Raw genomic sequence first — 15,350 nt, 5'->3', positions numbered from 1 at the left:
CGATGCGCTCGGCTCGCTCACTGGTTGACAAGTTTCGCGGGCATGCGCGTGAGAATCAGCAGCGCCGACAGGCACAGGCACGCCGCGATCAGGAACAGGCTCGGGGTCAGCGAATGCGTGAGCGTCTTCAGCCAGCCGACCACCGCGGGACTGACGAAGCCGGCAAGATTGCCGGTCGAGTTGATCAGCGCGATGCCGGCGGCGGCGCCGGCGCCGCCGAGAAACGACGTCGGCAGCGCCCAGAACATCGGCAGCGCGGTGATCACGCCGGTGGCCGCCATCGTCAGCCCGGCAAGCGCGAGCCACGGATGGGTCCCGGCAAACCCGCACAGCACGAAGCCGCACGCCGCGACCAGTTGGGGAATCACGACGTGCCAGCGGCGCTCGCGCGTGCGGTCCGCATGCCGGCCGACGACGATCATCGACACCAGCGCGCTCAGATACGGAACAATGGTCAGGAGACCGATCGTCAGCGGATCGGTGATGCCCGATGCCTTGATGATGGTCGGCTGCCAGAAGCCGACCGCGTACGAGCCCATCACAATGCCGAACAGGATCGCGCACAGCAGCCAGACCTTCAGCGACGAAAGCGTCTGCCCGACCGATGCATGACTTTTCGCGCGCGCTTCCGCATCGATCTCGCGCTGGATATGCGCGCGATCGTCCTCGGTGAGCCACTGCGCATCCTTGACGCGATCGTCAAGAAAGAAGTAGATGATGACGCCGAGCAGCAGCGCGGGCAGCGCTTCGATAATGAACAGCCACTGCCAGCCCGCCATGCCGCCGTAACCGGCCAGCCGCTGCAGGATCAGTCCCGACACCGGCCCGCCGACGATGCCCGAGACCGGATTGCCCGCCATCAGGAACGCGACCATCTTGCCGCGGCGGTGCGCCGGAAACCAGTACGTCAGATAGAGCACGAGGCCCGGGAAAAAGCCCGCCTCCGCGATGCCGAGCACGAAGCGCAGCGCGTAGAACATCGCCGGCGACGTGACCCATGCGGTCAACGCCGCGATCACCGCCCACGTGACCATGATCCGCGCGATCCAGCGCCGCGCGCCGACACGATGCAACAGAAGATTGCTCGGCACTTCGAAAAAGAAATAGCCGACGAAGAAGATGCCGGCGCCGAAACCGTACATCGCTTCGCTGAAATGCAGATCGTTGAGCATCTGCAGCTTCGCGAAACCGACGTTGACGCGGTCGAGGTACGCGACCACGTAGCACACGAACAGCAACGGCATAAACCGCCACATCACCCTTGCATAGATTGAATTGCCCGATGCCGCGCCGCCAGGCGACGCTACCGCCATGCCGTTCGTGCTCAAGCCTGTCTCCGTTTGTCATGGTGGTCCTCGTCCGGGACACGCTGCGCGCCTCGTGTCGGGCGACCTTGTGCAGCGTTCGTACCGCTTTCGCGCAGCCTCGCGTACTGGCATCAGGGGGAATGACAGCCAGGCCGGCCGTGCGCGAATGTAATCGCTTGCTCAAAATGCATCGTCATTCTGCATCCGCCTCACGGATCAGACGCAGAACGCTGACAGTTCGGCCACTGTAGGAGATATCGAGGTCGATTTCAAGAGAAAGCGCTTACTCAATTTCGCGTATACTGGTCCGGTCGCCCTTCCCCGACCGTCCGACCAAGGAGACACTCCATGTGGCAGCAGGCCGAGCGCTACCCGGACCCACGCGTGATTTCCCTCGACCCTGCGTTCGACACGTACCGCGTCGCGTTCTCCGCCGTCGAAAGGCTCGCGACCGGCTGCCGCTGGACCGAAGGGCCGGTCTGGTTCGGCGATGGCCGCTATCTGCTGTGGAGCGACATTCCGAACAACCGGATGCTGCGCTGGGACGAGGAAACCGGCGCCGTCAGCGTGTACCGGCAGCCATCGAACTTCGCGAACGGCAACACACGCGACCGCCAGGGGCGGCTTGTCACCTGCGAACATGGCCGGCGCGTGACGCGCACCGAATACGACGGCAGCATCACGGTGCTGCTCGAATCGTTCGAAGGCAAACGCCTCAATTCGCCGAACGACGTGGTCGTCAAATCGGACGGCTCGATCTGGTTCACCGATCCGCCGATGGGCATCGCCGGACATTACGAGGGCATCAAGGCCGAACCGGAACTGCCGCACTCGGTGTACCGGATCGACGGCGCGAGCGGCGAAGCGAGCGTGGTCACACGCGATCTGAAAGGACCGAACGGCCTGTGCTTTTCGCCGGATGAAAAACAGCTCTACATCATCGAATCGCGCGGCGTGCCGGGCAAGCGGATTCACGTCTACGAGATGTCGGCCGATGGGCGCCGCATCGGCGCGGGACGCGTGTTCTTCGATGCAGGCGCCGCGACCATCGACGGGATGCGCGCGGACATCGACGGCAACCTGTGGTGCGGCTGGGGCATGGGCAGCGACGAACTCGACGGCGTGATGGTCATCACGCCGGCCGGCCGTGTGATCGGCCGCATCGCGCTGCCGGAGCGCTGCGCGAATCTGTGCTTCGGCGGCCGCGCACGCAATCGGCTCTTTATGGTCGCATCGCAATCGATCTACTCGGTGTTCGTCAATACGCAGGGCGCAGTGGGCGGCTAACCGCGCAATCGAACGCACGCGCGAGCGCTCAGGATGCGCACTATCGTCTGATCATGCACGCCGGCAAGTACAGCTAGCCAAAGCCGCGGCAACTACTGATACTGCCGCAGCTTCATGCTGATCACCGGGTCGCTGATATTGTCCGCGGTCAGCGACAGCACGTCGATGCTGATTTCCTGCGGCACGCGCTCGCCGGCTGCGACCTTCAGCAGCGTCTGCATTGCGACATAGCCCATCTGATACGCGTCCTGCGCAATCACCGCGTACAGCACACCCGTTTTCAGGTACTCCTTGAAGACCGGCCGGTAGTCGAAGCCGACGAGTTTCGGGCGCTGCTTCGGCGCAAGTTCGTCGATCGCGCGCACTGCGGCGACCGTGGTTAAATCAGTCGGTGTGAAAATTGCATCGAGCGGACGGCCATACGACTTGATCGCGTCGACGGCGGCAAGCGTCGGCTCGTGCACGCCGTGTCCGATATACGCGTCGACGACAAGCTCGAAGCCCATCTCTCTGGCCGCATCGATAAAGCCCCGTTCGCGTGCGCTCGTCGATACGACGTCGGGCGCGAGCCTCAGCACGCCGACTTTCGCCCCGCGCGGCAAGCTCCGTTGCAAGGTGCGCGCGGCAACACGCCCGGCGGCATAATTGTCTGTAGAGATGGTGGCAAGCGCGCGATAGTCGTCACTCGGGCGATCGACGAACACCACCGGCACCGGCAACGGAATCGGTGTCTTCACACCATTGACCGGAATCGGCGCGAGAATGATCGACTTGACGCCGGTGTCGATCATCCATTTCACCATCTTCAGTTGCAAGTTCTGCGACGTGGTTTGCGGATCGTCGTCCAGCGGACTGCGCACCACGATCTGCACGCGACGCTCCGTGGCAGCCTGTGCAATGCCCTGCTCCATCGCCTTCCAGAATTCGCTTTGCGCGCCCGCCAGCACCGCTCCGTAATCCGCGGCGTGCGCGGCCGGGCTCGCGCCGGCGAGACACGCGAGGCCGGCGACGCCTGCGAGGCCGGTTACGCCGAGCACGCCCGCAACGCAAGCGACCACCTGAAACCCTCTGCGCAGCAACCGTTCGCCGTTCATCGCCTCACCTTTCCGTGTGCGCTCATCACCCCCGCAAGCGTCGCTTGCTTCATACCTTAATCGCACAAGCCGCACTGCTTCCCGCAGACGTACTTACTATACTAGTAGGCTGGATTTGAACCGGGGGGTGCCAGACTTGCCACGGCGAGCGAAAGCCACGTTTGCGCCCGACACGCCCGAGCCTGACCGCGCGTCCGCGGCGGGTACGGAGCGCACCGACGGATGGCTGCCGCCGGCCTCCGCCAGCGAGACTGGCGAGCCGTGGCGAACCGTGGCCGGCATGCGCCGCGGTATCGGCATGCGACTTCTGATCAGCGTGCTGATCTTCAGCTCGGTGATCACGCTGATCATGACCGCGGTGCAGCTGTATCTGGACTACCGCTATGACGTCGAGCTGATCGAGCGGCGTCTGAACGAAATCGGCGAAGGCTATCCGGATATCATCGGCGAAAGCCTGTGGCATCTGGACCATGAGCAGTTGCGTATCGAAGTCGAAAGCATCCTCAAGCTGCCCGACATCCAGGCGGTGTCCGTGCGCGAAACCGGCACCGTCAATCCGCTCGTGATTGCCGACCGGCGCCGCCAAAGCACGCCGGTACTCACGCGCGAGCTGCCGATCAACCGTGTCGTCGAAGGCACCGTCAAGCAGATCGGCACGCTCTATATCGAAGCGGCATTGACCGACGTGTACCGGCGCCTGATGGGCGAAGCGCTCATCATCCTGGTGAGCCAGGGTGCGAAGACCTTCCTCGTGTCGCTGTTCATCCTGTTCGTCTTCTCGCGGCTCGTCACGCGCCATCTCACGGCGATCGCGCAGTTCATGCGCCGCTACGATTTTCATCGGCCGGCGGGCGCGCTCGTCTTGAAGCGCCGGCCGCCCGCGGCGCCCGACGAACTCGATCAGGTCGTGATGTCGTTCAACGATCTGTGCACCAGCCTGCAGCTCGCCTATCGCAACCTGCAAGCCGCCAACGATGCGCTCGCCCAGGACGTCGCGATGCGTATCCGCAAGGAAGAAGCGCTGCGCGAGGCCGAGCAGCGCTACCGGCATCTGTTTCACAACATGCCGATCGCGCTGATGCAGATGCGCGGCAACTTCGATCTCTTTCCCGCGCTGCACGATGCAGGCGTGATCGATCTGAATGCGTATTTCGATGCGCATCCGGACGTGCTGCGCCGGCTGATGAGCGCAATCACGATCGACGAAGTCAACGCGCGCGCGGTCGAGCTCTTCCACGCGCGCGACGCCGCGCAACTGACCGGCCCCGCCGGACGGCTATGGACCGAAAGCCCCAGCACGCTGCGCCGCGCGTTCGAGAGCCGCTATCACGGCGACACACGCTTTGAAGAAGAGATGAAAGTCGCGACGCTGGACGGCCGCGTGATCGATGTGCTGTGCATGCTGTCGCGGGCGAGGCCGCTCGGCTTCCATACGCCGACCCTGTGCGCGCTGATCGACATCAGCGAGCGGGTGCGCACGCGCGACAAGCTGCAGCAACTGGAAACCGACCTCGCCCATGCCGGCCGGATCTCGCTGCTCGGCGAACTGATGGCGTCGATTGCGCACGAGATCAATCAGCCGCTCGGCGCGGTCGCGGCAAGCGCGCAGGCCGTGCAAAACTGGCTGAACCGGCCCGAGCCGCGGCTCGATGAAGTGCGCGAGCTGACCGCGCTCACGCTCGCGTCGGCGCGCCGCGCCAGCGACATCATCGTGCGCACCCGCGCGATGGCCGGCAAAGGCGCGCCGCGGCGCGATCTGCTCTATCTCGACGAAGTGATCGACGAATCGCTGATGCTGCTCGGCCACGAAATCCAGACGAGAGGCGCCGAAGTCTGGCATCGGCCCGCGCCTCGCGCGCCGCGCATCATGGCGGACCGCACGCAACTGCAGCAGGTCATCGTGAATCTCGCCGTCAACGCGATGCAGGCGCTCGCCCCACTTGGTTCCGGCAACGGCAAAATTGCGCTGACCGTCACCGTGCCGGCGTCCGGCACGGTCGGCTGCATGGTCGAAGACAACGGCCCGGGCATCCCCGCGGAGAATCTCGCGCAGCTCTTCAACCGCTTCTTCACGACAAGCGAAGGCGGCATGGGGCTGGGCCTCGCGATCTGCCGGACCATCATCGAGGCACATGGCGGACGCATCACGGCCGATAACGAATCGACGCTCGGCGGCGCACGCTTCATGTTCACGCTTCCGGCCGGCGAGTAAACCGACGCGCACCGGCGGGCGCGATACTGTTTTCGCCAGGGTTGTATCGGCAAGCATGTTCAGCTTGCATACGCACTTTTTTGTGAAACCGAACATGCTGTCGGCTTTGCACGAACGCGTGATCCATCCAGGCCGTCCAGTCACGCGCAACGTCCGATGCAGCGAAACCGTCCGTGCGCCAGCCGGTCTATACGCGTCGTACCTGCCTTGCAAACGCGGCGGCCATCGTCTACAACGCCAGGATGCGTTGCCGTCCACCGCGGGTTGATCGACCGCTGGCGAGGCGCGCAGCCTTGCAGTTTTCTTGCATCACGCATGGCATCGCATCCTTCGATGATTTGATGGGTTCAACAGGAGAACAGCAATGACGATCGTAGCCGACCAGTTCGTGGACGTCCTGCTCGCAGCGGGCGTGAAGCGTGTGTATGGCATCGTCGGTGACAGTCTGAACGGCCTGACGGACGTGATCCGGAAAAACGGCCGCATAGAGTGGATTCACGTGCGCCATGAGGAAGTGGCCGCATTCGCGGCCGGCGCCGAAGCGCACCTGACCGGCAGCCTCGCCGTCTGCGCGGGCAGTTGCGGGCCGGGCAATCTGCATCTGATCAACGGCCTGTTCGATTGTCATCGCAACCGGGTGCCGGTGCTCGCGATCGCCGCGCAGATTCCATCGCGCGAAATCGGCAGCAACTATTTTCAGGAGACGCATCCGCAAACGCTCTTCAAGGAATGCAGCCATTACTGCGAGCTGGTGTCGATCCCGGGCCAGATGCCGCGCATGGTTGAAATCGCGATTCGCGAGGCGATCGGCAAACGCGGCGTATCGGTCATCGTGATGCCGGGCGACGTCGCGCTGCAGGAAGCCGTCGAGGCGCCGACCCTTGCGCCGGCCGGACTCGTGCCGCCGCGCGCCGTGCTCACGCCGGCCGAACAGGACATCGATGCGCTCGCCGATCTGCTCAACGCGAACGAGCGCGTCACGCTGTTGTGCGGCTCCGGTTGCGCGGGCGCGCACGCTGAAGTGATGGCGCTCGCCGACACGCTCAAGTCGCCGATCGTCCATTCGCTGCGCGGCAAGGAACACGTCGAGGCGAACAATCCGTACGACGTCGGCATGACCGGGCTGATCGGCTTCTCGTCGGGCTACTACGCGATGCGCGATTGCGACATGCTGCTGATGGTCGGCACCGACTTCCCGTATATGCAGTTCTATCCGTCGAAATACGAAGCGAAGATCGCGCAGATCGATCACGAGCCCGGCAATCTCGGACGGCGGGCCGCGCTCGATCTCGGCATTGTCGGCGATGTGAAGACGACGCTGGCCGCGCTGCTGCCGAAGCTCGTCAAGCGGACCACCCGCGCGCATCTGGACAAGGCGCAGGAACACTATCGGAAGGCCCGCAAGGAACTCGACGCGCTCGCACTCGAAACGTCGCGCGCAGCGCTGATTCACCCGCAGCAGATCGCAAAGGCATTGAGCGACCAGGCGAGCGACGATGCGATCTTCACCTGCGATGTCGGCCTGCCGACCGTGTGGGGCGCACGCTATGTCGCGATGACCGGCAAACGGCGTCTGCTCGGTTCGTTCTGGCATGGCTCGATGGCCAATGCGATGGCGCAGGCGATCGGCGCGCAGTCGGCGTTTCCTGGCCGCCAGGTGATTTCGATGTCCGGTGACGGCGGCTTCACGATGCTGATGGGCGACTTCCTGAGCCTCGCGCAGCTCGGCCTGCCGGTCAAGGTTTGCGTGTTCAACAATGGTGCGCTCGGCTTTATCGAGCTCGAGCAGAAATCGACATCGTTCATTCCGTTCGGTACCGGCCTCGACAATCCGAACTTCGCGGCAATGGCGGAAGCGGTCGGCATCAAGGGTATCCGACTCGAGAAACCGTCCGAGGTCGAAGCGGGTATCGCGGCCGCGCTCAAGCATGACGGACCGGTGCTGATCGACGCGGTGGTCAACCGGATGGAGCTTGCGATTCCGCCCGCGATCAATCTGGAAATGGCGAAGGGCTTTTCGCTCTACATGCTGAGAGCCATTCTGAACGGCAAGACCGACGAAGTGATCAACCTCGCGCAGACCAATCTCTGGCGATAGCGCGGCGGCGAATGCGACGCGACATCATGCCGGTGCGCTGACGCGCGCGCCGGCACGCCGCCCGCGCGCTGCCGCTCAGTCGAGCCGCGCCTTGATACGCCAGCGGTTCGGCGTATCGCCGACGAGCCGCCTGAAGACCGTCGTGAAGTGGGCCTGACTGCGAAAGCCGCAATCCAGCGCGACGTCGAGCAGCGTTTTCTCCGAGTGCTGCAACAAACCCTGTGCATGTTCGACGCGCCGCCGCAGCAGATACGTGTGCGGCGTACAGCCGGTCGAGCAGCGGAACTGCGCGGCGAAATGCATGCGTGTGAGACCGACGCTCGCCGCAATGTCGCCGAGCCGCACCGGCTCCGCGAGGTGCGCCTCGATAAAGTCGAACGCACGGCGCAAGCGCCATGGCGGCAACGGCGTCGCGCGCGTCACCGTCGGCGGCGTGCGCAGCGTGAAATGCCGCTCGAGCAATCGTGCGACGATCGCAATACAGATGCTGTCGACGTACAGCGAAGCGAACGTCGCATCGGTGCACTGGATTTCGGCGAGCGCCCTGCTCAAGCGCTCGAGCGACGTGTCACGCGTGATCTGCGACACGCCGATCGCAAGCTCCCCCGCATGCGGATGACCGAACGCTTCTTCGTATTGCCGGGCGAGCACGCATTGTGGAATGAACAGATGAATCACGTCGCACGCGGCGCGAAACACCGCTTGCGCGCTTTCACCCGGATCGGTCACATGCATCGAGCCCGGCGCCAGTTGCCCGTCATACAGCAGCGAACCGCAACGAAAACGCGCAATGGTCGGCTTCAGCACGATGCCGACCGTGTGCTGGTCGGCGCTGCTCGTGCTCGTGTGTTCGACGCCGTCGACGCTTTGCCGCGTCCAGCGCGACGCGATCACATAGTCGCTGCGCGCTTCGAGTGCATCAGGTAGTGCAGTGCTCGCCCGCATAGCTTGCATCTCGTGCAAATGCAGCGCGGGCTGACCCGGCGGCACGCGCCAGCTTTCCTCCGGTGCAACCAGGACGCGCCGCGGCGCCGCCGCAGGTGCGTCGTCGTGAGCGCATGCGTGCGTCCCGCCGGTGCCGATACGTTTCTTGTCTGTGTTCATGATGGGCTCCGTGACCACGCATCGAAGCGACGCACAACCGGCGACGCGGCCGCCTGACGGCACGACGGCGGGCACTGCGTCGACTCGCACCAGACGAGGCGCGAACGCGTCGCTTCGAGCATGGTTTCGATGCTAGTCGACATGGCACGATGCGCCAATCATGTCTATCCGTTAGACACGTGTGACACCCATGCCACATCACCGCAAGCGACCCGTCCGCAAGGCGCGGCGGCCGCATCGTCATTGTGGCGCGCAACGCGGCGCGCCGTGCGGTTCTTCAACGAATACCGGATAACAGGCGCCTTTCGCAGCGCAATCGATAAACGCGGGTTCGTCGATCATCTTTGAAAAGCCGATGGTCGTTGCGGCGGACAGCCACGTCAACGTTCAGATGGAATCCGGACTGAATTCGATCTGATACGGCCAGCGAACTTCAGCGAAAGTGTGCAGCTTATGCAAGCTCATCAGCGATGATCGCCGCTCGGATGCGCTGCGACCATTTGCCCGGTGGACGGCTGCGCAAGATGGAAACCGGGCAATCGATCGAGCCTCGAACGCAACGCGCGGCTCGCGCATGCGAGCAGATAGCCACCCTTCGTGCGATCTCCAGGACCGGCCGCACTGCCGGCCAGCGTGCCTTCGACAAATGCGGCCGGCTCTTCGCGAGACACGAAAATTTCGATGCAGCACGAAACGGCGGAACCTGCTCGGCGCTTTCAAAAGTTACGCTCCGCCACGCCGGCTCGACGTCCGCGCGCACAGGCCCGCAACAATAGCGAGCTCGCGCACGCGAGGTCGACGTGTCCGATTGCGAAGCAATCCAACACAATTCAATACAAAACTCTTCGCGCGTGCGTGTATCGGACGGGAATAAGCGTTGGTGCCGCTGCGTTTCACTGAACGGCATCGCAGCGCCGTTTCAGGAACCATCCGATTTTTCTTTCGCTTCGCGAGGACACTTACACCCATGTCGCAAACTGTTTCTCCTGTTGCCCGTGTCTCCTCCTCCTGGTCGCGGCTTGCGATCTTCTTTCATTGGGCCACAGCGCTCGCCATCGCCGTCGGCCTCTTTGCAATCGAAATACGCGGACCTAAAGGTTCGGATAGCCGCCTGATGTGGAATGCGGTGCACATGTGGGCCGGCACGGTTGTGCTTTGCCTTTCAGTGCTGCGCGTGTTGTGGATGCTGTGGCACGGCACGCCGCGCGAACTGCCGCACAGCCGCATGCAGTTGTTCCTCGCCCGGCTCGTGCACCTCGCGCTGTATCTGCTGGTCTTCGTTCAGCCGCTGTTGGGCATTGCGATGGTCAACACCGGCGGCAGCGCGGTGCAGTTAGCCGGCACCGGCGTGCAACTGCGCCTCTTCGCAAAAGACCCGGCCGCGCATCAGTTCCTGCACGACGCACACTTTCTGATCGGCAATGCGGCGTTCTGGCTGATCGGCTTGCATGCGCTCGCCGCGATCGTGCATCACCTGGTGTTCAAGGACGCGACGCTCGTGCGGATGCTGAGGGTGTCTAACGAAGAATGACAAAGACGAACCCGCGTGATGCGCGCAACGCGTATCACGCGTCGTCCTGTTCCCAGATTTCATAGCCGGTCGCGCGACGGATCAGCCCGTCGGCGATATGGAAGGTGCAAAGGCGCCGCACGCTCGCGTGCGCACCGACCGGCAACGGACAATGGTCAAGCGCGTCGCCGGTGAGCGTGAATCTCAGGCGCGAGTCGACAAACACGCGCTCCGCGGTCGCGAACTGTTCGAGCGGCTCGAAGCGCAAATCGCGTACGTTGCGAAAGAACCGCAGATAGTTCGCGCGAATCGCCGTCAGCCCGCTGTAGCTGACATGGCGTAACGGCGCGTCCCACACCGCATCGAATGCACAGAGGCGCAGGCACTCGTCGAGCCATTGCGCATTTTCCTGCTGCAGATACAGGCCCACGAGGTCGAGCGCGTACTGACATCTCTCTTCGTCGCTCGCCGTTATCGGGCGGCGCGACAGAATCGCGTCCACGCTGTCCGTGCGGGTCGCGCGGGTTGCGTATTCCGCCTGCAGGTCGTTCATGGTTGCCCTCTTCCGGTTCGCCCAATACGCCGGCTTCGCGTGCGCGGGACCGGTATGCCGCGCTTGCGTGCTCCCTCAGGGGTGGGGAGGCGCGAGCGGGCCCTTGCCGCGCAGCGAGACCGCCCGCTCGTACCGCATGCCTCCGCTTTTCAAAACACGCGAAGCCGGAACCCTATTCCCGAATGCCCACCGGTATCGATGCGCGACGCACGCCAGCGCGAGCGCGATGGATAGTCATGACCCGCGGCGCACGCCAGTCCCTAGCATGTATCCGCGACGCACATCGAGCACAACGCGTCGCGGCGTGCCCCGGGGCGCGCGCCGATCCGGCTTGACGGCTCATCCGACCTGACAAAGGCAATTCGAAAAAAATATGGCCCAACACCACCAGAACGATTCCGCACGGCCGCGCCGCACATTCGTGGCACGGATCGCGACGCTCGCCGCGGCGGGCGTCGCGAGCGGATGGACGCCCCTTTATCAGATCGCCGCGCACGCGCAAGACGCGGGGCCGACGCCGCCGGGCTTCCCGTCCGGCATCGCGCTATATCGCGAAGCGTTCCAGAACTGGAGCGGCGAGATCGCGGTCGCGAATGTCTGGACCGCCGCGCCCGCGACCTGCGAAGACGTTGTCGCGATCGTTAACTGGGCGCGTGCGAACGGGTATCGGGTGCGCGCACGCGGCCACATGCACAACTGGTCGCCGCTCACGCTCGAAGCAGGGGGCGCCGCGCAACAGGTCGTACTGCTCGACATGACGAAGTCGCTGACGAAGGTCACGGTCGAGCTTGCAGCGCGGCCCGCGCGCGTGACCGCACAGACCGGCGTATCGCTCGACACGCTGCTCGGGACGCTCGAAAGCTATGGTCTGGGGGTCACCGCCTGCCCCGCGCCCGGCGACGTTACGCTCGGCGGCGCGCTCGCGATCGGCGCACACGGCACTGGGCTTGCCGCCGCACGCGAAACGCCGTTGCCGGGACATACGTATGGCTCGCTCAGCAACCTGATCCTGTCGCTGACGGCCGTCGTATTCGATAGCGGCCGGCAGCAATACGGGCTGCGCACCTTCACGCGCAGCGACCCGGAAAGCGGCGCGTTCCTCGTGCATCTCGGCCGCGCGCTGATCGTCGAGGTGACGCTCGCGGCCGGCGCGAACCAGCGTCTTCGCTGCCAGAGTTTCACCGACATCCCGGCCGCCGAACTGTTCGCGCCGAGCGGTTCGCGCGGCCGCACGGTCGCGTCGTTTCTCGACCAGTCGGGCCGCATGGAAGCGATCTGGTTTCCGTTCACGAGCTGCCCCTGGCTCAAGGTGTGGACCGTGCAACCGGTGAAGCCGCTCCTGTCGCGCGCGGTGACAAGACCGTTCAACTACCCGTTCTGCGATTCGATCCCGCAGCCGCTATCGGATCTCGTCAAGCGCATCGTCACACGCGGCGAATGCGCTGTGACGCCGCTCTTCGGGCAGACACAGATGTCGATTGTCAGCGCCGGCCTCGCGTTCACGCAGTCGTCGGACCTGTGGGGCTGGTCGCGAAACCTGCTGCAGTACATCCGCCCGTCGACCTTGCGTGTCACCGCGAACGGCTATGCGGTGCTGACGCGGCGCGACCACGTGCAGCGCGCGATCGCGGAGTTCGCGCAGTGCTATCAGAACCGCGTCGACGTCTATCGCGCGCGCGGCGAATATCCGATGAACGGGCCCGTCGAAATTCGCGTGACCGGCCTCGACCAGCCCGCCGACGCAGGCGCAGGCGCAGGCGCCGGCGCGGCGGCGCCGCTGCTTTCGCCGCTGCGGCCGCGCGTCGACCGGCCCGACTGGGACACCGCGATCTACTTCGACATCCTGACGATGCCGGGTACGCCGGCGGCGAATCGCTTCTACCGCGAAATCGAGCAATGGATGCTGTCGAATTACGCGGGCTCGTACGCAAGCGTGCGGCCCGAGTGGTCCAAGGGATGGGGCTACACCGAGGCCGCCGCGTGGCAGGACGCCACGCTGATCGGCTCGACCCTGCCCGCGCTCTTCAACGAAGGGCAGCCGGCCGCCGCCACATGGCACGCCGCGTGTGCGGTGCTCAACCGGTACGACCCGCAGCGGATTTTCTCGTCCCCGTTGCTCGACCGGCTGCTGCCCTGAGCGCGGCGCACGGCGACCGGCACCCGGCCAGACGGGCACTCTGGCATCACCCACGACAAGGAAGCGACTGTGGTTTCTTCAATCTCCAATCAAGGCGGCAACCCGCTCGGCAACGGCATCATCAACGGCGTCGACGGCTTCAACCGCTTGCTGAATACGCGTGCGATCTCGTCCGTCGGCGCGGCATTCAACGCGACCGGCATCCTCACGCCGGTGCACTTTCTCGCGGACTCGCTCGGCTACGGCGCGATGAAAGCGATGGAAGGTCTCGGCCGCGCGCTCGGCGGCAAGGGCGATATCGACTACCACATGAAGGATGAATGGGGAATCGGCGGGTCGTCATGCTGCACCACGCGCGGAGACAACGATCCGGCGCAGCGCAAACAGGACTGGGACGGGTCGATGTCGGCCTGTCGCGCCCGACACGGCATGCGCTGCGATCGCACACAGCCGCACGAAGGCTTCGACGGCAGCCATGCGCGCGCCGCCAGCATCCGTATGGATATCGAGTTTTGAGCGCACGCGCAACGCTGCGCGTCGCACAGCAGAGATTGCCCGGCCACCGCGCCGACGGGGCCGGTCGATACCCGGCCAGATGGGTCATCTGGCATCCTCACTCACAAGGAACAACAGTCATGTGTATTCAAGCGATAGCGAAAGCGATGTGTGGCGACTTCGGAGGCGCATTGCATGCCGAGGCGAATGCCTGGGGTGTCGGCGGCTCAGGCGCCCATGCCGGCGGCTGCGCGCCGCGCTCCGGCAACGGCAGCTTCCACGCGAGCGCGGCGTGCGGCGAGAGCCGCGGTGCGCATGCATGCGCGTCCGGTTCGGCATCGCACCACGGCAACCGCGGCGGCGCGTTCGAACAGACCACCACGCGCACGAGCCGCGGCGTCGACGGCAGCATCACGCAATCGACTACGACCACGCGTGCCCATTCCGGCGGCGAAAATCGTTATGGCGACGGGCGTTGCTTCGGCCATCACGCGGGCCATGAGCATTCAATCGGCCGCGGCGATGCGCGAGGCTACAGCGACCATCAAAGCGTGTCGATGCACTGGAGTTCGGACGCATCCGGCGGCGGCATCGGCAGGTCGAATGGATTCGCCGGCGGCGGCTCGTTCGCGGCCGCCAGCATGTCGATCGCGCCGGCCGGACCGCTTGCCGGTCTGATGAACATGTTCGGCGGCCTCCTCGGCAGCACCGGCGGCCAGGTGGCGTGAGCGTCGCGCGCCGCCGGCGCCGGCCTCAGCGGCCGGCTGGCCGACGGCGCGCGTGCCGCATGACCTCGGCGAGGCGCGTGCGCCTGTTCAACCGCGTGCCGCGCGGCCGTCCGACAGACTGACACGCATGCCGCGCGGACCACCGGCACGTGCGCCCAATCCTGACGCCGCGTGTATGCTGGCCCACGCGCGACGCAACGCGTCCATGCTACGATGCGCCCAACCGTATCGAGCGTCGATCCGACATGGCAACCCTTTACTCAAAGCTCGGCGTAGCGGAAGATGCGAGCGCCGCTGAAATCAAGCGGGCCTACCGCAAAGCCGCGATGAAGTGGCATCCCGACCGCAATGCCGGCAACGAGGAAGCCGTGCGTACGATCTTCCTCGAGATCAAGGACGCGTACGAGATCCTGTCCGATCCCGAGAAACGCAAAGTCTACGACTTGGTCTACGCGACCGAAATGCATCGCTGGGAAACCCAGCAGAAACGCCAGCGCCAGCGCCAGCATCAACAGCACCAGCAGCAGCATCAACAGCAGCAGCGCGATCACGAGCGCTCCGAGCGGGCGCGGCGCGAGCGCGCCGAACAGGCCGCGGCCGAAGCAAGGTACGCGGAGCGCGTCACGTTTGCGATGCGCTTTGCCGAACAAGGCCATAACCGCGACGTGATTTTCGGCGTGCTGCTCGGCCGCGATTGCCCGCCGCTGCTCGCGGCGCGCATCGCGGACAGCGTCTGGGCGCTGCATCAGTCGCGTGCCGGCGCGCCGCATGCCAACGCGGCGCGCCGCAAAACGGCGGCGCGCCCGCACAGCCCGGGCGCGAGCC

General features: G+C 64.9%; 13 protein-coding genes. 8 read left to right on the top strand and 5 right to left on the bottom strand.

All coding sequences use genetic code 11. The features are described 5' to 3' along the window. Window positions 1-17 precede the first annotated feature (17 nt). Complete coding sequence (locus HV675_RS24400; protein ID WP_175114055.1) at window positions 18-1,313, bottom strand: MFS transporter; 1,296 nt, start codon at window positions 1,311-1,313, stop codon at window positions 18-20. Window positions 1,314-1,655: 342 nt separating this feature from the next. On the opposite strand from HV675_RS24400, the gene HV675_RS24395 reads away from it, so the two are divergent. Further along, a complete protein-coding gene (locus HV675_RS24395; RefSeq protein ID WP_175114001.1) occupies window positions 1,656-2,594 on the top strand; it encodes an SMP-30/gluconolactonase/LRE family protein in 939 nt (312 codons plus the stop codon). Window positions 2,595-2,686: 92 nt separating this feature from the next. On the opposite strand, the gene HV675_RS24390 is transcribed toward HV675_RS24395, so the two are convergent. Continuing rightward, window positions 2,687-3,688, bottom strand: coding sequence for a substrate-binding domain-containing protein (locus HV675_RS24390; protein ID WP_175113999.1), 1,002 nt, complete (start codon window positions 3,686-3,688; stop codon window positions 2,687-2,689). A gap of 298 nt (window positions 3,689-3,986) precedes the next feature. On the opposite strand from HV675_RS24390, the gene HV675_RS24385 reads away from it, so the two are divergent. After that, a complete protein-coding gene (locus HV675_RS24385; RefSeq protein WP_175113996.1) occupies window positions 3,987-5,900 on the top strand; it encodes a sensor histidine kinase in 1,914 nt (637 codons plus the stop codon). Window positions 5,901-6,264: 364 nt separating this feature from the next. Further along, a complete protein-coding gene (gene poxB, locus HV675_RS24380) occupies window positions 6,265-7,998 on the top strand; it encodes a ubiquinone-dependent pyruvate dehydrogenase (RefSeq protein WP_175113994.1) in 1,734 nt (577 codons plus the stop codon). A gap of 75 nt (window positions 7,999-8,073) precedes the next feature. On the opposite strand, the gene HV675_RS24375 is transcribed toward poxB, so the two are convergent. After that, a complete protein-coding gene (locus HV675_RS24375) occupies window positions 8,074-9,102 on the bottom strand; it encodes an AraC family transcriptional regulator (protein ID WP_175113992.1) in 1,029 nt (342 codons plus the stop codon). Window positions 9,103-9,566: 464 nt separating this feature from the next. Continuing rightward, a complete protein-coding gene (locus tag HV675_RS24370; protein ID WP_175113990.1) occupies window positions 9,567-9,773 on the bottom strand; it encodes a hypothetical protein in 207 nt (68 codons plus the stop codon). Window positions 9,774-10,069: 296 nt separating this feature from the next. Between HV675_RS24370 and HV675_RS24365 the strand changes: the two genes are divergently transcribed. Beyond that, window positions 10,070-10,633, top strand: coding sequence for a cytochrome b (locus HV675_RS24365; RefSeq protein WP_175113988.1), 564 nt, complete (start codon window positions 10,070-10,072; stop codon window positions 10,631-10,633). A gap of 34 nt (window positions 10,634-10,667) precedes the next feature. On the opposite strand, the gene HV675_RS24360 is transcribed toward HV675_RS24365, so the two are convergent. After that, window positions 10,668-11,165 carry a nuclear transport factor 2 family protein gene (locus HV675_RS24360; RefSeq protein WP_175113986.1) on the bottom strand — a complete coding sequence of 166 codons (498 nt, stop codon included), beginning with the start codon at window positions 11,163-11,165 and terminating at the stop codon, window positions 10,668-10,670. 373 nt (window positions 11,166-11,538) lie between these two features. Between HV675_RS24360 and HV675_RS24355 the strand changes: the two genes are divergently transcribed. The 4 genes from HV675_RS24355 to HV675_RS24340 form a co-directional block, all read left to right on the top strand. Continuing rightward, window positions 11,539-13,302: a cholesterol oxidase substrate-binding domain-containing protein gene (locus tag HV675_RS24355; RefSeq protein WP_175113984.1), complete on the top strand. Its 1,764-nt coding sequence runs from the start codon at window positions 11,539-11,541 to the stop codon at window positions 13,300-13,302. A 69-nt stretch (window positions 13,303-13,371) separates the two neighbouring features. Further along, a complete protein-coding gene (locus HV675_RS24350; RefSeq protein ID WP_175113982.1) occupies window positions 13,372-13,818 on the top strand; it encodes a hypothetical protein in 447 nt (148 codons plus the stop codon). Between the two features lie 119 nt (window positions 13,819-13,937). Beyond that, complete coding sequence (locus HV675_RS24345) at window positions 13,938-14,525, top strand: hypothetical protein (protein ID WP_175113980.1); 588 nt, start codon at window positions 13,938-13,940, stop codon at window positions 14,523-14,525. A gap of 245 nt (window positions 14,526-14,770) precedes the next feature. Further along, window positions 14,771-15,350, top strand: a 580-nt coding sequence (locus HV675_RS24340) for a J domain-containing protein (RefSeq protein ID WP_175113977.1), incomplete at its 3' end; no start/stop codon positions are given.

Origin of the sequence: Paraburkholderia solisilvae (genome assembly GCF_902859875.1) — a bacterium.
Lineage (GTDB): Bacteria > Pseudomonadota > Gammaproteobacteria > Burkholderiales > Burkholderiaceae > Paraburkholderia > Paraburkholderia solisilvae.
Note: the sequence above shows the minus strand (reverse complement) of the source record. Positions and strands in the feature narration are given on the sequence as shown.